This window comes from Allobosea sp. P4_C6 (assembly GCF_056402015.1).
Window position 1 is genome coordinate 92813 of the sequence record NZ_JBFUIF010000010.1, and the last position, 21525, is coordinate 114337.

22 protein-coding genes and 1 tRNA gene are annotated in these 21525 nt (G+C 67.2%); 12 read left to right on the forward strand and 11 right to left on the reverse strand.

Annotation, left to right across the window (positions count from 1 at the left end; translation table 11 throughout):
• The first annotated feature begins 28 nt into the window (after positions 1 to 28).
• The 3 genes from AC1DVA_RS09955 to AC1DVA_RS09965 all read left to right on the forward strand — a co-directional run bounded on the left by AC1DVA_RS09955 (position 29) and on the right by AC1DVA_RS09965 (position 2454).
• The gene (locus tag AC1DVA_RS09955; protein ID WP_476805794.1) at positions 29 to 598 is read left to right on the forward strand and encodes a PAS domain-containing protein; all 570 of its coding nucleotides are present in this window, start codon (positions 29 to 31) and stop codon (positions 596 to 598) included.
• A 60-nt stretch (positions 599 to 658) separates the two neighbouring features.
• Positions 659 to 1273: a PilZ domain-containing protein gene (locus AC1DVA_RS09960; RefSeq protein ID WP_265053887.1), complete on the forward strand. Its 615-nt coding sequence runs from the start codon at positions 659 to 661 to the stop codon at positions 1271 to 1273.
• A gap of 545 nt (positions 1274 to 1818) precedes the next feature.
• Positions 1819 to 2454 carry a transglutaminase-like cysteine peptidase gene (locus AC1DVA_RS09965; RefSeq protein WP_476805795.1) on the forward strand — a complete coding sequence of 212 codons (636 nt, stop codon included), beginning with the start codon at positions 1819 to 1821 and terminating at the stop codon, positions 2452 to 2454.
• Positions 2455 to 2596: 142 nt separating this feature from the next.
• Here AC1DVA_RS09965 and AC1DVA_RS09970 read toward each other — a convergent pair whose 3' ends face one another.
• Together AC1DVA_RS09970 and AC1DVA_RS09975 are read right to left on the reverse strand one after the other, a co-directional pair.
• A complete protein-coding gene (locus AC1DVA_RS09970; protein ID WP_476805796.1) occupies positions 2597 to 3127 on the reverse strand; it encodes a gamma carbonic anhydrase family protein in 531 nt (176 codons plus the stop codon).
• Positions 3128 to 3183: 56 nt separating this feature from the next.
• Positions 3184 to 3510, reverse strand: a complete 327-nt coding sequence (locus tag AC1DVA_RS09975) for a DUF6949 family protein (RefSeq protein WP_476805797.1) — start codon at positions 3508 to 3510, stop codon at positions 3184 to 3186.
• Between the two features lie 163 nt (positions 3511 to 3673).
• Between AC1DVA_RS09975 and AC1DVA_RS09980 the strand changes: the two genes are divergently transcribed.
• Positions 3674 to 4393, forward strand: coding sequence for a hypothetical protein (locus AC1DVA_RS09980; RefSeq protein ID WP_476805798.1), 720 nt, complete (start codon positions 3674 to 3676; stop codon positions 4391 to 4393).
• A 162-nt stretch (positions 4394 to 4555) separates the two neighbouring features.
• Here the strand turns inward: AC1DVA_RS09980 and AC1DVA_RS09985 are convergent, their stop codons facing one another.
• A complete protein-coding gene (locus tag AC1DVA_RS09985) occupies positions 4556 to 4768 on the reverse strand; it encodes a DUF3126 family protein (RefSeq protein WP_265053892.1) in 213 nt (70 codons plus the stop codon).
• A gap of 164 nt (positions 4769 to 4932) precedes the next feature.
• On the opposite strand from AC1DVA_RS09985, the gene AC1DVA_RS09990 reads away from it, so the two are divergent.
• Positions 4933 to 6312: a serine hydrolase domain-containing protein gene (locus tag AC1DVA_RS09990; RefSeq protein WP_476805799.1), complete on the forward strand. Its 1380-nt coding sequence runs from the start codon at positions 4933 to 4935 to the stop codon at positions 6310 to 6312.
• 86 nt (positions 6313 to 6398) lie between these two features.
• Positions 6399 to 6740: a hypothetical protein gene (locus tag AC1DVA_RS09995; RefSeq protein ID WP_265053894.1), complete on the forward strand. Its 342-nt coding sequence runs from the start codon at positions 6399 to 6401 to the stop codon at positions 6738 to 6740.
• Positions 6741 to 6768: 28 nt separating this feature from the next.
• On the opposite strand, the gene AC1DVA_RS10000 is transcribed toward AC1DVA_RS09995, so the two are convergent.
• Positions 6769 to 8091 (reverse strand): aminotransferase class I/II-fold pyridoxal phosphate-dependent enzyme, encoded by a 1323-nt coding sequence (locus tag AC1DVA_RS10000; protein WP_476805800.1) that lies wholly within the window; start codon positions 8089 to 8091, stop codon positions 6769 to 6771.
• 121 nt (positions 8092 to 8212) lie between these two features.
• Here AC1DVA_RS10000 and AC1DVA_RS10005 point away from each other — a divergent pair, with 121 nt between their 5' ends.
• Complete coding sequence (locus tag AC1DVA_RS10005; protein ID WP_476805801.1) at positions 8213 to 9115, forward strand: LysR family transcriptional regulator; 903 nt, start codon at positions 8213 to 8215, stop codon at positions 9113 to 9115.
• Here AC1DVA_RS10005 and cysE read toward each other — a convergent pair.
• The gene (gene cysE / locus AC1DVA_RS10010) at positions 9106 to 9954 is read right to left on the reverse strand and encodes a serine O-acetyltransferase (protein ID WP_476805802.1); all 849 of its coding nucleotides are present in this window, start codon (positions 9952 to 9954) and stop codon (positions 9106 to 9108) included. The two genes, AC1DVA_RS10005 and cysE, sit on opposite strands and share 10 nt — an antisense overlap.
• Positions 9955 to 10141: 187 nt before the next feature.
• Positions 10142 to 10909 (reverse strand): alpha/beta fold hydrolase, encoded by a 768-nt coding sequence (locus tag AC1DVA_RS10015; protein ID WP_476805831.1) that lies wholly within the window; start codon positions 10907 to 10909, stop codon positions 10142 to 10144.
• A gap of 102 nt (positions 10910 to 11011) precedes the next feature.
• On the opposite strand from AC1DVA_RS10015, the gene AC1DVA_RS10020 reads away from it, so the two are divergent.
• From AC1DVA_RS10020 to AC1DVA_RS10035, 4 genes are all read left to right on the forward strand, one after another.
• On the forward strand, positions 11012 to 11992 hold the full coding sequence (locus tag AC1DVA_RS10020) for a heparan-alpha-glucosaminide N-acetyltransferase (RefSeq protein ID WP_476805803.1): 981 nt from the start codon (positions 11012 to 11014) through the stop codon (positions 11990 to 11992).
• 78 nt (positions 11993 to 12070) lie between these two features.
• Positions 12071 to 12322, forward strand: coding sequence for a zinc-finger domain-containing protein (locus AC1DVA_RS10025; RefSeq protein ID WP_265053899.1), 252 nt, complete (start codon positions 12071 to 12073; stop codon positions 12320 to 12322).
• Positions 12323 to 12406: 84 nt separating this feature from the next.
• Complete coding sequence (locus AC1DVA_RS10030; RefSeq protein ID WP_476805804.1) at positions 12407 to 13588, forward strand: FAD-dependent monooxygenase; 1182 nt, start codon at positions 12407 to 12409, stop codon at positions 13586 to 13588.
• 57 nt (positions 13589 to 13645) lie between these two features.
• Positions 13646 to 13960 (forward strand): hypothetical protein, encoded by a 315-nt coding sequence (locus tag AC1DVA_RS10035; protein WP_265053901.1) that lies wholly within the window; start codon positions 13646 to 13648, stop codon positions 13958 to 13960.
• 3 nt (positions 13961 to 13963) lie between these two features.
• Here the strand turns inward: AC1DVA_RS10035 and AC1DVA_RS10040 are convergent, their stop codons facing one another.
• The gene (locus tag AC1DVA_RS10040) at positions 13964 to 15229 is read right to left on the reverse strand and encodes a hemolysin family protein (RefSeq protein WP_476805832.1); all 1266 of its coding nucleotides are present in this window, start codon (positions 15227 to 15229) and stop codon (positions 13964 to 13966) included.
• A 126-nt stretch (positions 15230 to 15355) separates the two neighbouring features.
• On the opposite strand from AC1DVA_RS10040, the gene AC1DVA_RS10045 reads away from it, so the two are divergent.
• On the forward strand, positions 15356 to 16003 hold the full coding sequence (locus tag AC1DVA_RS10045; RefSeq protein WP_265053902.1) for a class I SAM-dependent methyltransferase: 648 nt from the start codon (positions 15356 to 15358) through the stop codon (positions 16001 to 16003).
• A gap of 115 nt (positions 16004 to 16118) precedes the next feature.
• Here AC1DVA_RS10045 and AC1DVA_RS10050 read toward each other — a convergent pair.
• The 4 genes from AC1DVA_RS10050 to AC1DVA_RS10065 all read right to left on the reverse strand — a co-directional run bounded on the left by AC1DVA_RS10050 (position 16119) and on the right by AC1DVA_RS10065 (position 21477).
• Positions 16119 to 16205: transfer RNA gene (locus tag AC1DVA_RS10050), tRNA-Leu, on the reverse strand.
• 67 nt (positions 16206 to 16272) lie between these two features.
• Positions 16273 to 16929: a DUF1190 domain-containing protein gene (locus tag AC1DVA_RS10055; RefSeq protein WP_265053903.1), complete on the reverse strand. Its 657-nt coding sequence runs from the start codon at positions 16927 to 16929 to the stop codon at positions 16273 to 16275.
• Positions 16930 to 16957: 28 nt separating this feature from the next.
• Positions 16958 to 18523, reverse strand: a complete 1566-nt coding sequence (locus AC1DVA_RS10060) for an AMP-binding protein (RefSeq protein ID WP_476805805.1) — start codon at positions 18521 to 18523, stop codon at positions 16958 to 16960.
• 140 nt (positions 18524 to 18663) lie between these two features.
• Positions 18664 to 21477 carry a phosphoenolpyruvate carboxylase gene (locus AC1DVA_RS10065; RefSeq protein WP_476805806.1) on the reverse strand — a complete coding sequence of 938 codons (2814 nt, stop codon included), beginning with the start codon at positions 21475 to 21477 and terminating at the stop codon, positions 18664 to 18666.
• Positions 21478 to 21525: the final 48 nt, after the last annotated feature.

The window sequence follows — 21525 nt, forward strand, 5'->3', positions numbered from 1 at the left end:
TCGGGGACAACCGGCAAATGGGCGCGGGATGAAAAACACGAGCACACGTCTGGTTTTCGAATATTGGGACGCGCTGCGCGGCGAACGGGCCGCGCCGGAGCGCGGCGAGATCGAGCCCGGAGCGTTGCGTCATGCCCTGGCCGATACCTTCGTGCTGGAGAACGAGCCGATCGGCCCCGTCTTCCGGCTGGCGGGAACCCGCCTCTGTGCGCTGGTCGGGCATGAGCTGCGCGGGCGCGCCTTCACGGCGCTCTGGCCGGACGTCGAATCGCAGGGCGACATGCGCCGCCTCGTTCAGACCGTGATGGACGAGAGCGCCGGCGCCGTTGCCGGCCTCTCCGGCGAGTCCAGGACCGGCGCGCCGATCTATCTCGAGCTCCTGCTGCTGCCGCTGCGCTACCGCGGCCGGACCCATGCCCGCGTTCTCGGCGCTCTGTCGCCAGCGGTCTCGCCGGATTGGCTGGGCCTCGACACCGTCGAATCGATGCGGATGATCTCCTTGCGGATGCTCTGGCCCGCTGCGGCCTCGCGTCCGCAGCCGACACCGCGCCGGGCGGAGCCGCCCCGCCTCGTCGTTCTCCCGGGCGGACGCGCCTGACCGGAACGATCCGTTAACCAGAACGCACCTAGGATCGGCCGAAATCCAGGTCGGTTCTTGATGTTGAGCGCGCTCCAAACGCCCCGAACGGCTGCCTTTCCTGCCGAACGCAGGCGGCATCACCGTATGAAGGTGGTGCTGCTGGGTCGCTATATGCTGCCCAACCGCATGGAATACCCCTGCCAGACGCTCGACATCTCGCCGGGTGGCGTGCATCTCGCCGCCCCTGCCAAGGCGAAACCCGGCGATCGCGTCATCGCCTACCTCGAACATCTCGGTCGGATCGAAGGCACCTGCGTCCGTACGACGATGGAAGGCTTCGCGATGACCATCACCGCGACCAGCCGCAAGCGCGAGAAGTTCACGGCCCAGCTCACCTGGCTCGCCAATCGCGAAGAGCTCGGCCTTCCGGAGGACCGCCGTCACGAGCGCGTCGTGCCGCGCAACCCGCGCTCGGTGCTGACCATGGACGACGGCTCGGAGCATGTCGTCCGCATCGTCGACATCTCGCTGTCCGGCACTGCCTTTTCGAGCGATCTCGACCTGCCGACCAATACGCCTGTGCGGATCGGCTCGACGCCGGCGCGCATCGTCCGCCGGTTCGATGGCGGCTACGCGGCGGAGTTCCGCTTCCCGCTCTCAGCCGACCTGCTCGACGAGAACCTCGAGCTCTGAGGGTCGGCCCCGGCCCGACTCTTCCGCACCAAATCTCCGACAGCTCTGAAGGCTAAGCGCGAGCGCGGCGTGCCGTGATCGCTAGGCGCGCCGATTTTTGCGCGGAACCACGCAGTCGTCCCGGGCTTGACCCGGGATCCATGCCGGAGCGCGTCCGCTCAAGGTTCAGGCATGGATCCCGGATCTCCGCTTCGCTCCGTCCGGGATGACCAGCCTTCTGAAGCCTGACGTTCGTCGGCAAGCCGGAACCCCTTGGCGCGCAATCGCTGCCTGAGCGCTGCAAACGGCAGAGCGCAGCGCTTTCCGGCGAACGCCCCCCTTAACCGATGCGTAGGTTAATCATCCGCTGCAGACCAAGAAAGAATTAATAGTTAACATACCGTTCCACGATCGATACGAATCGTTACTTCCTCGTTCTGGCAAGATTGATGCTGATCTATTCTTCGCCGAGTGCGGGGCCGAATACATAAATTTGTACGTTTCCATTTCAACCGGAATCCATTTGCCAGCACGCATCGTCAGCCCCGGGACAGAAAGGGGACGACATGCTCTCTCGACATCGCAATCTGATTGGTATCGCGCTGACTGCTCTGGTCATCCTTGGCGGAGCAGCTTCCGCCAGCGCTCAAGGCTCCGCAGGCATCCCGGTCGCAAGCGCGCCGGCCGATGCTTCCGGCGACGCCCGCGCGCCCTATGCCTGGACGGATTTCTGCAAGCGCTCCCCGATGGAGTGCCGCACCGATACCCGCGAGCCCGAGCGGATCGAAATGACCGCCAAGCTCTGGAAGACGATCGTTGCCACCAACAACAGCGTCAATCGCGAGATCGAGGCCGTCACCGACGACGAGCATTGGGGCGTCGTCGATCGCTGGGACATCCCGACGGACGGCAAGGGCGACTGCGAGGACTATGCGCTGCTGAAGCGCAAGCGCCTTGCCGAGGCCGGGCTGCCGCGGCGCGCCATGCTGATGACCGTGGTCATCGACGAGGAGAATGCCGGCCATGCCGTGCTGATGATCCGCACCGATCGCGGCGACTTCGTCCTCGACAACAAGCGCAACGCGATCCTGCCGTGGAGCCAGACCGGCTACGTCTACGTCAAGCGCGAGTCGCAATACCGCACGGGCTGGACCTCGCTCGGCGGCGCGCAGACCCCGACGGTCGCCTCGGTGCAGCGTTGATGAAGGTTTCCGCGGCCACGGATCGGCTGCGGCGATAGGACGGCGAGGCTCGGTCACGTCCCCACCCACCCGTCCCCAAGGATCGGGTTTCGCCAGGGCCGGCTTTCCTCCCCGGAAGGCCGGCCCGCTTCTTTTTTAACCGTCAGTCTAGCCGTTCGAGCCCGGCTGCGAATTGCCGCCAGCGCTGGACATAAGCGTTTGCCGAAGCGGTGATGCCGGCTGCGGCCTTGTCGTCCAGCGTCCGCACGGCCCGCGCCGGCGAGCCGACGATCAGCGAATTATCCGGAAACTCCTTGCCCTCGGTCACCAGCGCATTCGCACCGACAAGGCTGTTGCGGCCGATCTTCGCGCCGTTCAGCACGGTCGCGCCCATGCCGATCAGGCTGTTCTCGCCGATGGTGCAGCCATGCAGGATGGCGCGATGGCCGATCGTGCAGCGGGCGCCGACCGTGAGCGGGAAGCCCATATCGGTGTGCAGCACGCAGCCTTCCTGGATGTTGCTGCCCTCGCCAATGCTGATCCACTCATTGTCGCCGCGCAGCACGGCACCGAACCAGATCCCGACATCCGCGGCGAGGCGCACACGCCCGATCAGATGCGCGTCAGGTGCCAGCCACCAGGCGCCATCGCCGGGCACCTCCGGCCTTGTTCCATCGAGCGAATAGAGCGGCATGGCAGTAACCCTGATGCGTCAACTGCCCGAGGATTGCAGAGGATCGGCCCCCGCCGTCAAGCGCCGGCCATATGCAGCAGGTCGAGCACCACCCGGCCGGACGCCATGCTCCAGACCGACGCCGTCATGCTGGCGAGCATCACGAACATGAAGGGGCGCCCTCCGACCTGCCGGCCCTGCACCGTGTTACGCAGGATCAGGAAGGGCGCGCTGAAGACCACGACCGGCACGCTGGCCACGGCGGCGAATCCGCCCATCTCCAGCAGCTTGAAATCCGCCCGATGCGCGGTGAACAGCTCGAATGCGCTCGCCAGCAGACCCGCGAAGGCGAAGCCGATGAAGAGCGACTGGAGCGCCTCGAGCGCGGCGGGCTGAATGGTCAAGGCGCGGTCCCTCCCCGGAACGACGCGCGGAACCTGCCGCATGGTTTACGAAGAGTGAAGACAAGTCTTCACCAATGGTTAACGCTACCGGCCCGGTTATGGTTTACGCGGTGTTAAGCGGGCGGTGATTCAGTGGTGCAAAGCCGATCCGAGAGTACCCGGAATGACCGCGTCCCTGTCCCATCACCGGCCTGCCCAGCAGGCCGCCCATCTGACCTCGATGGTCCGCATGCGCCTGCAGCGACCGCCCGCGCCGCTGCCGCGGGCCGACGGGGCCCTGCTGAAGGCCGCGCTGACGATCCTGGTGGCCGGCGCGTTGGGGACGGCGCTGGCGATTTACCTCACCCATCGCCGTGTCGAGGAACCCGCAACATTGCAGCCGGCCCGCATCGGCAATGTCGCGCTGATGATCCCGAAGGACCTGACCGGGCTCGATGAGGACGACGACACAAGCCGCCTCGTCGGCATGGCGCGGCTGCGGCTCGACTGGCCGAGCCTCGGCCCGGCACAGCCGCAGCACCGGAAGCGTTTGCTGATCACGCTGAGCCCACCCGACAAGGTCAACGAGCCGGCCCGCCAGCTCGCGACCTATGCCCGCTTCCTCACGCCCACGGTCTGGTCGAACCCCGGTGGACTCGTCGTGCGCAGCTTCCGCAAGGGCTCGCCCTATGAAGGCGATGAATTCTACGTCTCGGTGCCGGACGGCAAGGGCTTCGCCGCTCGCTGCCCCACGGAGACGGCCGCCAATCTCGACGAGCCCTGCCGCATCACCTTCCAGCACCGCGGCATGGACGTGAATATCCGCTTCCCCCGCAGTATCATCGCAGACTGGGCGCTGATGCTCGGCGGCGTACGCCGGACGCTCGACGGACTGATCCGCTGAATTCAACAGGTACGGGACTTCCTGGCATCCTGCGCAGCCCTCATCCTGAGGAGCCGGGCAGCGGCGTCTCCAAGGATGCTCCAGACGGTTCCGGAGCCTCCTGGAGCATCCTTCGAGACGCGCTCGCCGAGCGCTCCTCAGGATGAGGGCTGACAGGGAACATCAACCCTCGAGATCGACGTCGAGGATCGCCATGGTGAAGTTGAAGGAGCGGTCGCCGTCCTCGTCGTCGACATGGATGATGCCGATGAACTCTTCGCCCAGATAGACCTCTGCCGAGTCGGTCTTCTTCATGCGGGCGCGCACGCTGATCGCGTGGTTGTTGAAGGTGCGACGCAGATAAGCCTCGAGTTTGGCGAGTTCTGTCTTGTCCACGGTAAGGTCCTTTCGATTGGCCGGGAGCGATGCCACGGCGGGCCGTGAAGGGCAAGCGAAAGCAGCCGCTACGGGCATGACGGCCCACCGCCCGCGCCGCTTGCCGGACGCCTGCGGAATCGTGCCATGTTCGCGCTCTGACGCAACCCTGACGGACCCCGACGATGAAGCCGTGGCTAGCCCCCGCCCTCGCCTATGTCGCGAGCTGGCTCGAATTCCAGCGTCGCTACCACGATCAGCCCGGCTGCGCTGTCGCGATCGCGAGCGGCAGCGAGATCGTGCTCGATGCCGCCTTCGGCAGCGCCAACCTCGACACCGGCGAAGCGCTGACCCCGCGCCATGGCTTCCGCATCGCCTCTCATTCCAAGAGCTTCACCTCGGCCGGCATCCTGCGACTGGTCGAGGACGGACGGCTGCGGCTCGACGACAAGGTCGGCCGCTTCATCGACGGTCTGCATCCCGAGATTGCCGCCGCGACCGTCGGCCAGGTTCTTTCCAACAGCGCCGGCCTGACACGCGATGGGCCGGATAGCGGCCAGTTCGTCGACCGCAAGCCCTATTGCAGCAAGGCGGAACTGCTCGCCGACCTCTCGGCCGCCCCGGCCTATCCGGCTTCGCAGCGCTTCAAATACTCCAATCACGGCTTCGCCCTGCTCGGCCTCGTCATCGAGGCGGTGACCGGGCTGAGCTACAGCGAATGGATCACGGACGAGGTCGTCACGAAGGTCGGACTGCTCGAAACCAAGGCCGATATCGAGCTCTGGGGGCACCGGCCGATGGCGAAGGGCCATAGCGGCACGCAGCCGCTCGGCCGGCGCGTCGTCATCCCCGCCGACAATCCCGGCCACGCCATGACCTCGGCCGCCGGTTTCGTTGCCACAGTGGCGGATGTCGCGCGCTATTTCGCGCAGCTCTCGCCGAAGGCCGAGACAAGCATTCTCTCAGCCTTGAGCCGCCGCGAGATGACGCGCCGCCTCTGGCCGGATGATGAAGCCAGCCTCGGCCGGCATTACGGGCTCGGCACGATCTCCGGCGGCGAGGGCGATTGGCGCTGGTTCGGCCATTCCGGCGGCTTCCAGGGTTTCATCACCCGGACCTCCGTCTTCCCGGAGCAGGATCTCACCATCTCGGTCCTGACCAACGCCATCGACGGCCTCGCCCATCCCTGGCTCGACGGCGTCGCCCATATCCTGAAGACCTTCGCCGAACGTGGCGCCCCGCCGGCGGAGGCGCAGGACTGGTCCGGGCGCTGGTGGAGCATCTGGGGTGCCGGCGATCTCGTTCCGGTCGCCAAACATGTGCTGGTCGCCAACCCGGCCCTGTTCACACCCTTCCTCGATGCGGCCGAGATCATGCTCGAAGCCCCGGATCGCGGCCGCATCACCCGCGCCTCCGGCTTCAACAGCCCCGGCGAGCCGGCGGAGCTGCAACGCGATGGCGCTGGCGCCGTGCGCTCGGTCCAGCTCGGCGGAGCACATTTCGTCGACGAGCAGGCGATGCGCGCCGAGATGCTGGCGCGCTACGTCGGGAAGGCAACGGCCTAGCCGCACTCGCCGGCGATTGGAGCCGAGACCAACGCGCCACGCATTCGCCGCCTTCGCACCGCACCTTCAGGCGCGAGGGCTGGCTGATGCGCATGATCGCTCCACTCGCCCTGGCGGCTTTGCTGTCTGTGGGGGCGACACGCGCACTCTCCCATCAGTCTCCAAGCGGCTGGGAATACCCATTCTACTGCTGCTCCGGCGCGGATTGCGCGCCGATCGAGGCGGAATCCGTGCGAGAAAGTCGAACGGGTTTCATCGTGACTATCGCCCCCGGAGAGCATCCGATGTGGCCGAAGGAGCGGCGCGCTTCCTTGAAGCTCGAGATTCCCTACGACAAGGCTACGCCAGCCCCGGACGGCCACTGGCATCTCTGCATCAACGATGCCGGCGAGCTGCTGTGCTTCTTCGCACCGGCCGGAGGTTCGTGATCGTCACCGAGCCGTCAGGAGTCTTTGCCTAACGCATGAAATGCAGCTCGCGGAACCGGGCGCGGAATGCAGTCACGTCCTTCGCCACCGCTTCAGCCGGGCGCGAGCCGTTGAGTCCTTCGGCGATGTACCCGGCCAGTTCCGGCATGTCGGCCGCCGTCATGCCGAAGCGGACGATCTCCGGCGTGCCGAGCCTGAGCCCGTTCACGTCGCCCTCGACCGCCGGCAGCGGCAAGCCGATGCCGCAGGAGAGGATGTTGACCGCGCGCAGCCGCTTCGCCGCCGCCTGCCCGCCGCCATAGGCGGCCGCCTCGATCGCGAACTGGTGCGAGGTCGTCATGCCGCGGTCGCGCGCGAAGACCGGCACCTGCCGCTCGGCCAGCGCCTCGGCCAGCGCCTTCGCCGTCTTCGCCATCTCCTGCGCATAGGCCCGGCCATGCGCCTTCCAGTCGAGCAGCGAGACTGCGAGCGAGGCCGATTTCGCCGCGTCGAAATTGGCGGTGAGGCCGGGATAGGCAATGGCGTCGAGCTTCCGCGCGATCTCGGCATCATTGGTCACGATCAGGCCCGAAGGTGGCCCGCCGAGGCTCTTATAGGTGCTCATCGTCATCAGATGGGCGCCCTCCTCCAGCGGCTGCTGCCAGCCATGGCCGGCTATCATGCCCGACATATGCGCGGCATCGAACAGCACGAGCGCGCCGACCTCGTCGGCGATCGCCCGAATCTCGCGGATCGGATGCGGGAAGAGGTTGAGGCTGCCGCCGATCGAGATCAGCTTCGGCCGGAGCCGCAGCGCATCGGCCCGCAGCCGCTCGATATCGACCGTATAGTTCACCGGATCGACCGGCGCCGGATGAGTGACGATGCCGTAGAGCCCGGCCGCCCCCGCGCCGTGATGGGTAACATGGCCGCCGATCTCGCCCGGTGGTGCGATGATGCAATCGCCGGCCTTCGCCGCGACCATGAAGGCATAGAGATTGGCGATCGCGCCCGAAGGTACGCGAATCTCGGCATATTTCGCACCGAAGACCTCGGCCGCAAGCTCGGCGGCGATGATCTCGATCTGCTCGATCGCCTCCAGCCCCATCTCGTATTTGTCGCCGGGATAACCGAGCGAGGGCCGCGCGCCGATCCCGGCCGAGAGCAGCGCCTCGGCCTTCGGGTTCATCACATTGGTGGCGGGGTTGAGGTTGATGCAGTCACGCTCGTGGATGATGCGATTCTCGGTCGCCAGCGCCTCGATCCGCGCGGCGATCGCATCGAGCGGCTGGCTCGCCGTCTCGCCCGCGACCTTCAGCACATAGTCCTCGCTCGCCTGCGGAACCCATTCGCGCCTGCCCAGTGCGGTCATCCCCGTCTCCCGAACATCTGCTGTTGCGTGGCAGCATAACAGCGGTTTGCAGACGCTTGCGCAAACGAGTATTGCTCGCTCGCAGGCTGAGAAAACCTCAACCTCAGCCCGGAAATCCGTCATGCCCGTCAAGCCGCCCCGCCCACGGCTGCCCTCGCTCAACGCCTTGCGCGCCTTCGAGGCAGCCGCACGGCTGGAGAGCTTCACCAAGGCGGCGGATGAACTCGGCGTCACAGCCGGCGCTATCACCCAGCAAATCAGGCAGCTCGAAGCCGCTCTTGGTTTCCCGGTCTTCCGCCGGCTGGCTCAGGGCGTCGCGCTCACCGAAGCCGCGCGAGAAGCCTTGCCGCGGCTGACGCGTGGCTTCGACATGCTGGGCCAGGCCGTCCAGGCTCTGCGCGAGGCCGAGCCGAACCGGCCGCTCGCCATCGCGGCCCTGCCCTGCATCGCCCAGCTCTGGCTTTCGCCACGCCTCCCGGCGCTCCATCGCGCTTTTCCCGATCTGCAGATTTCGGTTGCCGCGATGGAAGAGCCGCCCGATCCGCGCCGGGAGCCCTATGATCTCTCGCTGTTCTACAGGGAAGCCGCCGAAGCCGGCGCCGTGCAGTCAGGCGTCGACGCCATCCTGCCGGTCTGCACGCCCGCCATCGCCGACAGGCTCGCTTCGCCGGCCGATCTCGCCGGAGAGACGCTGCTGCACGATGCCGTCTGGCGCGGCGATTGGGCCCGCTGGCTCGCCTTCGCGGCACCGGACGCGAAGATCGATGCCGGGCGCGGCCCGGCCTTCTCGCTCTACAGCCTGGCGCTGGATGCCGCCTTGTCGGGCTCGGGAATCCTGATGGGCCGGATGAGCCTCGTCGCGCCTCATCTTGCGGCGGGCCGGCTTGCCGCGCCGTTCCGGCAGGCGATGCCAACGCCCGACAGGCTGACGCTGGCGCCCGCCATGGGCCCCGGCGCGCATGCGCGCCGGCTGGAGATCATGGAATGGCTCGCCGGCTCGGAGGAGAGCCGCGTTCAGATATAGGCGCCGCAATCGCCTTCGAGGATCTGGTCCATCGAGCGCGAGGGCTCGGCACAGCCGGCCTCCCCGACGACCTTGGCCGGCACGCCCGCCACCGTCTTGTTGCGCGGCACAGCCGCCAGCACCACCGAGCCCGCTGCGACACGGCTGCATTGGCCGACCTCGATATTGCCGAGGATCTTGGCGCCGGCACCGATCAGCACGCCCTTGCGGATCTTGGGATGGCGGTCGCCGCCCTGCTTGCCCGTGCCGCCCAGCGTGACCGCATGCAGCATCGAGACATCGTCCTCGATCACCGCCGTCTCGCCGACGACCAGGCCCGTCGCATGGTCGAGGAAGATACCCTTGCCGATCTTCGCCGCCGGGTTGATGTCGGTCTGGAAGACCTCCGAGGAGCGGGCCTGCAGATAAAGCGCGAAATCCCGGCGATCCCGCATCCAGAGCCAATGCGCCAGGCGATGGGCTTGCAGGGCATGGAAACCCTTGAAGAACAGCACCGGCTCGAGCACGCGGTAGCAGGCCGGGTCACGGTCGAGCACGGCCATCACGTCGGCACGCATGCCGACCCCGATCGTCTCGTCATCGGCCATCGCTTCGGTGAAGCCCTGCTCGATCAGGTCGGCCGTCACGGCCGGATGGCCGAGCCGGGCCGCGACGCGATGGGCGACGGCGCATTCGAAGCTCGGCTGGTTCAGCACGGAGGCGACGATCAGCGTGCCGAGCGCCGGCTCGGCGGCGACGGCGGCCTCGGCCTCGTCCCGCAGGCGCGACCAGACGGGGTCGAGCCGGTCGAGGCCAGTTGCAGGATCCCGTGCTTCCACGGCGGAGCGCCCTGACGGCATGATCATTCTCCGGAGATGGTCGTTCGGCGGAAGGACAGCCTAGCCCTAAGCTGGCACCCGCACCAAAGGTCAAGCCGAACGAAGTTGAATCGAAAAGCGAGGCGGCGGAATCAGTTTTTCAGGGAACGTCGACAACACATTGGCGTCGCCTGCTTTTCCAGAGCGCCTCTATTCGCCCGGGACGTTCTCACAAACGCGCGAGAAAGTCGAGAACGGCCTGCTTGTGGCTCTTGTCCCCGACGGCGAGATTGTGATCGCGACCCTCTATCGCAAAGGATTCCGCGTCGGGAATGAGCTTCGCCAGCTCCGGACCGGAGCCGGAAACATCGTCCTTCGTGCCGACGCTGATCAGGGTCGGCATGGCGATCTGCCCGACCTGCGCGGCGGTCAGCGTCTGGCGCGAGCCGCGAATGCAGGCCGCGAGCGCCCTGAGGTCGCTCTTCGTCTGCTCTGCGAAAGCCCGGAACATCCGCTGCATGGGGTCGGTCAGCACATCCAGCGAGGGCGCCTCCATCGCATCGGCGATGCCGAGCGGGAGGCCCACGCCCTCGACCAGATGGATGCCCAGCCCACCGAGCAGCAGCGCGTCGAGCCGGCGCGGGTGGGCGAGCGCCAGATGCGCCGAAATGCGCGCGCCCATCGAATAGCCCATCACCGCGGCGCGCGGGATGTCGAGATGGTCCATCAGCCGGCGGACATCCTCCGCCATGATGTCCGACGAATAGGCCGCGGGATCGTAGAGCTTTTCGCTCTCGCCATGGCCGCGATCGTCGAGCGCGACGACGCGATAGCCGGCATGGGTCAGCGTCTTCGTCCACTGGGTGTTCACCCAATTCGTCATGTGCGAGGAAGCGAAGCCATGTACCAGTACGACGGTCCGATGCTGCGAGACGTCGCCTGTGGGCGCGAGGTCGATATAGGCGATCTTCACGCCGTCGGAGGAGAAGCTCTGCATGCGGATATCGAGGCCGGACGATCGGAAGGGGTCACTCATCCCTGCCATGGCGAAGCCGCTTTGGGTAGCCGCTGACGCGCAGCTTGCTTATGAAACGTCGCCATGAGCCAGACCGCCTCCAGCGCAACAGTCGTCTCCCCCGCAGACACCCGATCGCCGCGCTTCGCCTTCGTCGACATCGCCCGCGGCGTCGCGCTACTGGCGATGTTCGTCTACCATTTCGCCTATGATCTCTCCTTCTTCGGGCTGATCGAGACCGATATCGTCGCCGAGCCCGGCTGGCGACTGTTCGCGCGCTGTATCGCTGGCTCCTTCCTGACGATCGTCGGTTTCAGCCTCGTGCTCGCGACGCAAAAGGGCCTGAACCGCCGCGCCTATCTGAAGCGCCTCGCCATGGTCGCCGGCGCCGCCGCGCTGGTTACGCTCGGCACCTGGTTCGCCATGCCGGGCAACTTCATCTTCTTCGGCATCCTCCACCACATCGCGCTGGCGAGCCTGCTAGCCCTGCCATTCCTGCGGCTGCCTGTTGTCGTCGTGGCGCTGTCGGCAGCCCTGGCCTTCGCCGTGCCACGCTTCATAGCTCACCCGCTGCTCGACCAGCCCTGGATGTCCTGGCTCGGCTTCTCGCGCGCGCCGTTCCAGACGGCCGATTTCGTGCCGGTCTTTCCGTGGTTCGGCTGCGTTCTGACGGGTGTCGTGCTGGCGCGCCTGCTATTGCCGCGCCTTGCCGCTACGGCTTTCGCCCGCTGGCGACCGACCGCACGGCCAGCGCGAATCATCGCCTGGGGCGGGCGCCACAGCCTGCTCGTCTATCTCGTGCATCAGCCGCTCTTCATCGGTTTCCTGACGCTTGTGGTCCAGTTCGTGCCGCCGCCTTCGCCGGGCGAGCGCGCCTTCCGGGCCGAATGCCAGCGCAGCTGCGGTCCCGATGTCCCGGAGCGGCTCTGCCGCGCCGTTTGCGCTTGTACGATCGACGGGCTCAAGCGCGAGAAGCTCTGGCAGAAGGCGCTCGACGACCTGCTCTCGCCGGAGGAAGGCACACGCGTGGCCGAACTCGCCCAGAGCTGCCTGCGCGAGCGCTGATGCGAATCCCGCACTGGCGTCCGGCCGGCTGACGGGATAGGTTGCGCGCGAATTCCAGGCTTTCGAAGAGCGACGACCATGGCCGCGACAGGCATTCCGCATTTCCACAACGATCCCGGCGTCGCCGTCATCCATGTCGGCGCGCATGAGTTCATGTGCATCGGCGCCAAGCCGCCCTTCGACCATCCGCATGTCTTCCTCGACATGGGCGCCGATCACGAGATCATCTGCCCCTATTGCTCGACGCTGTTCAAATACGAACCGTCGCTCAAGGGCTCGCAGTGCAATCCCCCGGAATGCGCCTATCAGGACGCCGCCAAAGCGGCCTGACCCTCATGCCAATTCGTCGATGGCGCGGGTTCTGAGGGGCACCCGCACCTCTCCTTTCGACCGTTCATCAAAGGCATCGACCCCGTGTCCGCTCCTCATTTCGTCATCGCCGGAGCCGGCATCGGCGGCCTGACCATGGCGCTGTCGCTGGCGCGCCGCGGCATCGCCTCCACCGTCGTCGAGAAGCGCACCGGCTTCGGCGAATCCGGTGCAGGCCTTCAGCTCACCTCGAATTCCGGGCGCGTGCTCGATGCGCTCGATCTCGCTTTGCCGCTGAAGCGCGTCAGCGTCTCCTCGCATGGGCTGATGATCCGGCGCTGGCGCAGCGGCTCGGAGCTGCTGGAAATGCCCTCCAGCCCGGAGCGCATGCCGACGCCGTTCCGGATGCTGAAGCGCAGCGATCTCCACACCGTCCTGCTCGACGCCGCCCGTGCCATGCCGAACATCCGCCTGCTGGTCGGCCGCGGCGTGCAGGACGTCAGCCAGGACGAGAACGGCGTCTCGGTCACGCTGAGCGGCCAGAGCGGCACTGGCGAGACCATCCAGAGCCTCGGCCTGATCGGCGCCGACGGCTTGTGGTCGCGCGTCCGCGATCTCACCGGCGATCCCTCGCCGCCGGTCTTCACCGGCTATGAAGCCTGGCGCGCAGTCGTTCCGGCGCGCGCAGTCGACAAGCCGCGGGTGACGCTTCACCTGGGGCCGGGTCGCCATGCCGTGCATTACCCCGTCGACGGCGGCAAGCAGATCAACATCGTCGTCGTGCGCCAGGCGAAGGAAGCTCGCGAGGGCTGGTCGCGCGACGGCGAGCCCCGGATCGTGACCGAGCATCTCGCAGGCGCCTCACCGGCGCTGCGCGAACTGGCCGGAGCTGCCGAAGGCTGGCAGGTCTGGTCGCTGTTCGACCGCAAGCCGGCGGCCATGGCCCAAGGCCGGATCGCGCTGATGGGCGACGCCGCCCACCCCATCCTGCCCTTCCTGGCGCAAGGCGCCTCCCTCGCCATCGAGGACGCCGCCGTGCTGGCGCGGCTGCTTGCCGAGAAGCTCGGCAGCGAAGGCGCAGCCGGCGTGCCGGCGGCGATCGCGAGCTATGCCGCCGCCCGCGCGAGGCGCGTCGCCCGCGTGCAGGAGGAAAGCCGCGGCAACGGCCGCAGCTACCATCTCGGCTGGCCGCTCAGCATCGCCCGGGATTTCGCGCTGAAGCGACTCGGACCCGAGGGGCTACGCAACCGTTACGGCTGGCTCTACGATTGGCGTGACGAGGGCTGATCTCGCCATCGCCGCATTTCATCCCTATCTCTCCCTGCGGGAAGGAATGAAAAAGACATGATCCGCGTCAACCTCTACGACCAGCTCAACGGCCGCACCCGCGCAATGCCGCGCTGGGCCGCATGGCTCGCCATGGCGGCGAGCTTCGTCGTCGGCATCACCCTGTTCCTGGTCGCCGCCAGCCTGGCGCTGATCCTGATCCCCATCGTCGCCATAGCCGGCGCGATCGCGGTCTGGCGTCTCAAGGCCAAGCTGAAGGCGGCGGGCTTCGACCGTGGCGGCCCCTTTGCAGGCAGGCCGCAGCCGGCGGAACGCATCGAGGTGATCGACGCCGAATACCGCATCATCGAGCCGGACGAGCCACGCCGCTGACGGCTACGCCTCGATCCGGCTGACCAGGATCTTGTCGATCCGGCGACCATCGAGATCGACGACCTCGAAGCGCCAATGCCCCTTGTCGAAGGTCTCGCCGACATTGGGGAGGTGGTTCATCTCGGCCAGAACGAAACCGGCGACCGTCTGGAAATCGGCATCGCGCGGCATCTGGATGCCGAGCTCGTGCGAGAATTCATCGACCTGCATCCAGCCTGCGACGAGGTAGGAGCCGTCCGCCCTCGTGACGATGGCCGGCTCGTCCTCCTCTTCCTCCTGGAAGGCGCCGATGATCGCCTCGAGCACGTCGCCCGGCGTGATGATGCCCTCGAAATGGCCGTACTCGTCGAAGACCAGCGCCATGTGCACGCGGCTGGAGCGGATCTCGCGCAGCACATGCAGCGAGTCGGCGGTGTCCATCACCACCGGTGCTTCCTGCACGTGCTGGCGTAGCTGCTCCGTATCGCCCGCGGCGAGGAAGTCGATCAGGTCCTTCATCAGGACGACACCGATGATCGAGTCCGACTCGCCGTCCTGGACGGGCAGCCGGGACCGGCGGCTCGCCTTGAGCTGCTCGCGCAACTCTTCAGGAGGGTCCGACAGGTCGATGACCTCGACCTCGCGGCGGGGCGTCATCAGGGCGCGCGCCGAGCGGTCGGCGAGGCGCATCACGCCCGCGATCATCTCGCGCTCGTCCCGCTCCAGCACGCCGGCGGTCTCCGCCTCGGCGATGATGGTGCGCACCTCCTCCTCGGTGACTCTCTCCTCGGACTCGCCCTTCTGTCCGAGCAGGGCGAGCACGGCTTTGCCGGAGATATCGAGCAGGAAGACCAGCGGCGCGCCGACTTTCGACATCAGGGCCATCGCCGGCGCGACGCGCGCAGCCACCCGCTCGGGGTCGCGCAAGGCGACCTGCTTCGGCACGAGTTCGCCCAGGATCAGCGAGAGATAGGTGATCGCGACCACGACGAGGCCGACGCCGAGCGTGTCCGAGACGGAGGGCGAGAAGCCGTGGGTGCCCAGCCATTCGGAAAGGCGCGCGCCGAGCGTGGCGCCGGAGAAGGCGCCGGACAGAACGCCGACAAGCGTGATGCCGATCTGAACGGTGGAGAGGAAGCGGCCGGGATCCTCGGCCAGGCGCATCGCCGTCGTGGCGCCCTTGTTGCCCTGGTCGCTGAGGACCTTGAGGCGTGCCGTCCGCGACGAAACGACGGCGAGCTCCGACATGGCGAGCAGTCCATTGATGACCGTCAGCGCCACGACGACCAGGATTTCGGTTAACAAAACCAATCCGTTTGCTGCGAAGCTGCAACATTTGGCAGCTCGCTTCGAGCCCCCTTATAGCGGATCGTTGCCCCAACGCGATGGGCGCGACGAAAGATTTGTGAGCGAATTATGACCAGGCCCACCTTCTGGCAACCGACACAAGCGGATCAGGCGGGAGGCGATCGGCGCCTGCGAGCCCCTGCTACCCAGCGCAACCGCGACGCGATCCTTGCCGTATTGCGAGACATGCTGCCGCCTTCCGGGCTCGTATTGGAGGTCGCCAGCGGCTCGGGCGAACACATCGTTCATTTTGCCGAGACGCTGCCCGCCCTCTCGTTCCAGCCCAGCGATCCGATGGCCGATGCGCTGGCAAGCATCGCTGCCTGGGCGCGGGAGTCAGGGTTGGGCAACATTCTGCCGCCGCTGATGATCGACGCGAGCGCGCAGGAATGGCCGATCGGTTCAGCCGACGCGATCCTCTGCATCAACATGATCCATATCGCGCCCTGGACGGCGGCGGAGGGCCTGTTCCGCCAGGCGGGACGCCTGCTGAAGACCGGCAGCCCGCTCTATCTCTACGGCCCTTATCGCCGCTCCGACCGTCCCCTCGAGCCCAGCAATGCCGCCTTCGACGAAAGCCTTCGCAGCCGCGACCCTGAATGGGGCCTGCGAGAGCTCGGCGATGTGGCCGCTCTGGCTTCTGCAAATGGTTTCGGCTCGCCGGAGATCATCGAGATGCCGGCCAACAATCTCAGCCTCATTTTTCGGAAGGCCTGAGGCTCGCAGCCGCAAGCGCGGGTCAGCCTGACCCGTGCATGCACCTGCGCCGGCTCAATCTCGCATCCACGAACCGCCTAGACAGTGGCGCTTGTGAATCGTCGCAATGTCAGATTGGTGCGGACGGCGGGACTCGAACCCGCAAGCCTTTGAAGGCGCAAGATTTTAAGTCTCGTGCGTCTACCAGTTTCGCCACGTCCGCGAGCGCGACAGCGATAGCGGGCGGGCTCGATGCGCGCAAGCCTCTGCGAAGCGGTCGAGAACGATCCTCAGTGCGGGCGCGCCGGCTTGTACCACTCGACCCCGTCGGGATCGACATAGAGCCCGGGCTTGACGTCCGATCCGATGCTCTTCTCCTCCATCGGCACGCGCATCGTGTCGTCGCGGTCGCCGCGCTTGACATAGGTGCCGGAGGGCTGCCCGGCATGGCCATGGGAGCCACGGCCGACGCTGCTCGTCAGCCCGATCACGCCCTGCCGGCCGGAGACCTTGTCCAGCAGCTCCGTCACCGGCCGTCCGACGAAGGCGACCTTGGTGCCGCCCTCGACGACCGGCAGCGTCCGCCGCGCGGCGCCCTCGCCCGTCACCCTGACGCCGACGAAGCGCGGAACATAGGTCGCGCCGCCCTTGCCGAAGGATTCCCAGCCGCCGGCAGAGACGATTTGCGCCCCGCAGCGCTTGTGGCTGCGCTCGCATGCAGCGCGCGAGGCATAGCGCGGCGCGCGCTGCTCGAACTCGGCCCTGGCGTTGCGATAGGCAAACTCGCATTGCTCCGCCGTCAGCAGCCCAGCCGCGATGCACTCGTCGCGGCGCACATAGGTGTTTCCGGGGGCCTGAGCCGCGAGATCGGTAGGGTTCGCGAACGACAGGACGGGTGCAAGCGTGGCGACGCGCAGGGTGGCGAGAATCGAGGCAGGGATCATCATGCGATGCAACAACATTACGATTGTGGCTTTACAGTAGCGAGCGTCGCGAGGCCGCGAGCTCACGCGTCGCGCCATAGTCGATCTTGCCGTTGCCGAGCACGGGGATGGCCTGCGTGACCAGGATCGCACGCGGCACCCATAGCTCCGGGAAGCCCTGCTCCTTCGCGGCTTCCTGCAGCGTCGCACGGTCCGCGTCGGGCTTCTCGGTGACGAGGATCAGCTGCTCGCCCTTGCGTGGGTCGGGCAGGCCGACGACGACATGGTTCTGGTCCGGCCAGAGCTTGGAGACCATGGTCTCGACAGCCGCCAGCGAGACCATCTCGCCGCCCAGCTTGGCGAAGCGCTTGGCCCGGCCCCGGATCGCGACGAAGCCGTCGTCGAGCACGACGATATCGCCGGTATCGTGCCAGCCCCCTTCGGGCGGGATGACGCGGCCGGGCTGTTCGGGGTCGAGATAACCGGCCATGATGTTCGGTCCGCGCACGGTGAGCCGCCCGCCTTCGTGGATGCCCTCCACCGGCTCCAGATTCGCTTCGATGCCGGGCAGCAGCTTGCCGACCGTGCCGTCGCGGATGGCGGCCGGCGTGTTGACGGCAATGACGGGCGAGCATTCGGTGCAGCCATAGCCTTCGAGGATGGTCGTGCCGTAGGGCTCCCACATCCGCCGCGTCTCGGCCTTGACCCGTTCGGCCCCGGCGACGACGTAACGCACGCTGCCGAGATCGTTCCGCTCTGCAGCGCGGGCATATCCTTGCAGGAACGTGTCGGTCGCGAGCAGGAAGGTCGCCTTCGTCTCGCCGATCAGCTTCGGCACCTGCTTGTAGTGCAGCGGGCTCGGATAGAGCACGACCTTCATGCCGTGCAGCAGCGGCACCATCAGTCCCGCCGTCAGCCCGAAGGAATGGAAGGCCGGCAGCGGGTTCATGAAGACGTCCCGCTCCGAGATCGCCCCGCTGGCATGGGCGAAGACCTGCCGCGCATTCGAGACGATATTGGCATGGCTCAGCACCACGCCTTTCGGCGTGCCCTCGGTGCCCGAGGTGAAGAGGATCACCGCCGCCTCGTCGGCTTGCGCTTCGTAGGAGCGATGGGCGAGCCCCGGCACCAGGCTCTGCAGCGCGCCGAGCGCCTTGTCGAAGCTGGTGATCTGCTTGCGGACATCTTCGAGATAGATGACGCGGCGCCCCTCGCCCAGCACCGCGATCTCGTCGTCGAGCTTGCCCTGGTCGACGAAGCGGCGCGAGGTGACGATGATCTTGAGCTGCGCCAGTTCCGCCGCCGCGCGCAGGTTGCGGACACCGGCGGTGAAGTTGAGCAGCGCCGGCACACGACCATAGGCGATGAGCGAGAACAGCGTCACCGCCATGCCCTGCATGTTCGGCAGCAGCACGCCGACATGTTCGCGCGGCGACGTGAACGCCGCCAGCTTGCGCCCCAGCACCAGCGCGCCGAGCACGAGCCGGCCATAGGTGATCGGCTGGCGTTCGGGGTCCTCCAGCGCGATGCGGCTCTTGCCGTGCCGGGCCGTGGCCTCGAGCAACGCGCGAAAGATCGTGATCCGCGCGGCCGCGGCGTCGAAGCTGGTGGCGGCCATGTCTGGCTCGTCTCCCGGTCGGCGTTTCCCCTGCCGGTCAAACTAATGAGATCGGCTCGGGTTTCAATGTCCGGGACAGGCATCATGCTCGGGCTTGACCCGAGCATCTCCAAAACCAGAGCTCTCTCGTCACGCCGGTGCTACCCGAACGCGCCGATCTCATGCTGGATCGCGCCGGAAATCTCGCGGATCAGCTCGAACTGCGCCAGCATCGGTGCGAAGACGTCGCGATGCAGCGCCTCGTAGGTGCCGCCCTCGCGCGGGCCCGGCGGCTCGCCGAAATCGAGCCCGATGGTCGGGTCTGGATCGCGTGGGAAGATGGCGGCCATCTGCGCGAGGCAGGCCGGCACGTCGAGGCGCAGCAACCTTTCGACGAAGTCATCCCGCGTCAGCCCCGCATGCGGGCGGAAATCCGGAATATGGGCGAAGGAGAGCCAGATGCGGTGGATCGCCGCCAGCCTGAGCGCATGCAGCGCGATGAGTCGCGCCGGCATCTGGGGGACATCGTCCGCCGCGGCGCGGAGCTTCAGCGCATCGGCCGAAAGCCGCCAGAACAGGCGGCGCAGGGCCGGCGCCAGTTCCAGCCGCGACAGCGCATCGGCAACCGCCAGCAATTCGTCACGCCGCCCTTCCTTCACCGTCCGGCGTGCCCGGTCGAACCAGCTGCCGGGGTCGAGCGAGTCGAGATAGGCGCGCAGCACGTCGAGGTCGCTATGCGCCATCGCATGGGCCGCGAGGCGGTAAGCCCGGTCGAAGCGGTCGGAGCGTTCGCGCATCGCGCGGAACAGGTCAGGCGAGCGCGAGGCGGCATGGCCGACGCCGTGCATGCTGTTGGCCATCCAGCCGAGCTGCTGGAGGATGGCGTTGTTGGGGATGGCGCGCAGCTCGCGCGGATGGCGGATTCGAGTCGGCCCGCCAGCATCGCTCTGCCGCGCGGCCGGGCGCGAACCGGTCTTGTCGAGGAGCGAGGGTCCGAAGGTGCCGATCAGTGCGGCATAGCCGGGGTCGTCGACCAGCGCGTTCATCTCCTCGCGCACGGTCTGGAAGAACTCGCTGGCGAAATCCGGCTCGTCATAGATCGGATCGTCGATGCTTTCGACAGGCGCGAAGACCGCCTCGGCGATACGCCCGACCGTTGCGCCCGCGAGCTGCGGCGTGCCGAACAGGAGATATCCGTCGCTGCCCTGGAAGCTCGTCTCGCGCACCGTCCTGATGCCGGCCTGCGCGAAGGCCTGCCGGGCGAAAGCGGGGTCGAGATAGGCCAGCCGGTCGGCCAGGCTGTCGGGATGGGCGCCCCGGCCGACCGACTCGCCATGCGTGTCGAAGATCACCAGTTCGACATCGTCGAGCTTGTAGCGGGCGAGCAGCTCGCAGATGCGGATGCGCAGCCTTTCGACCCAAAAGGTCGAGGCGACCTGCCCGATATAGCGCCCGGAATCGGAATAGCCGAACTGGATGCACAGCCGGCCATGGCGCTTGAGATAGTCCCGGAAATGCGGGCTGCGCAGCGCCTCGTCGATGATGCGCGGCCCCTGCTCCAGCGCGTCCGACGTCTCGAATAGCGGCGAGATCTCGACGAGATCGGCAATGCCGAAGCGGCTGGCGAGCCAGAGCGCGCAAAGCAGCGTGTAGCCGGTCTCGGTTTCCGCGATCAGGAAGCGCACCGGCTTCGAGCCATCGAGATGCTTCACGATCTGCGCGATCGTCATCATCATGCGCGCCGCCGAGGCGCGCTCGGCGGCGAGCGCGCCGAAATCGACCGCGACCGGCTCGACCTTGCCGAGCGCGGTATTGGCGGCGGCGAGAAAGGCCCGCCTCTGCGCCGGCTCGCCCGGCTCCTCCTCCAGCGGGATCACGGAGCGCAGCGCGTTGTGGAGCTGCGAGGCGTTGAGCCGGAAATGCGGCAGCGCGATCGAGACGCCATGGGCAAGGCACCCGGCCCGGATCAGCGCCAGAGCGAGCCTGGTCTCTTCGTCGGACGCCTCGGCCAGCGCAGCGTCGAGCGCTGCGATCAGGCCTGAGGCCTCCGGCAAAGCGGTCTCGCGCTCATGCACGAGCGCAAGCGCGAAGGCCTGCAAGTCCTGGAGCGAGGGCTGCGTCCCGATCGGCGGCGCCAGCGCGAGCTGCCTCTCGACGGCCGCGAGCGCTTCGCTGACCAGCCTGCGTACGGCTTCCGTGGCCGGAGCCTGCGGCAGTTTTTCGAGAATGCGCGCGAACTGCCCGCTCTTCGATTCCAATCGGTAGCGCAGCGTGTCCCACCAGCCGATATCGGTGCGCCCATCCGTGTCGCAGCCGACCCAGGAGGCCAGCGTCACCGGCTTCGGCGCGAGCTTCGTCCAGTCCTCGGGCCAGCGTGCACGCGCCACCGCGAAGAACGCGGCGTTCATGCGGTCGATCGCGTCGCGGGCCTGGCGCACCGCAAAACGCGCCTGCTCGAACTCGTCCTGCAGGGTGATGCGGCCATCGGGGCGGAAGCTGAGGCCGGGCTCGTCGACAACGGCGTCGCCCTGCGTCCCGCCGGAAGCGAGGTCGGCCAGCGCATGGCAGAGCCGGCGCGTCATGCCGAAGGTCGGATGCGCCGTGAACACCGCGGCGAAACGGGCCCGCTCCAGCTGCTGCCGGAAGTCCGCGAAGCTGGCGGCCTTGTCAGCCAGGCTCTCGGCCAATTCGGCGAAGATGGCCGCCTCGTCCTTGTCGAGCCCGACATAGCGCGAGACCCGCCCGGCGCGTTGCCGCAGCGCCTGCCGCCCGAGATGGCGCACCAGTTCGCCCGCCTCATCGACGCTCAACTCGCCCCGGTCCATCAGCCGGGTCAGCCAGAGCGTCACCCGCAGCACCGGATTGCCGAAGGGATCGTCGCGGGAATCGCTGCGTGCCTGCTCGATGCGGGTCAGCAGCTCCGCGGCAAGCGTCTCGATGCTGGAATCCGGCCGATTATCCGTCGCGATCGTCACGGCTATTTCCCCTCCCGCGCGTCCCGTGCTTGCAACCACGAATTCGCA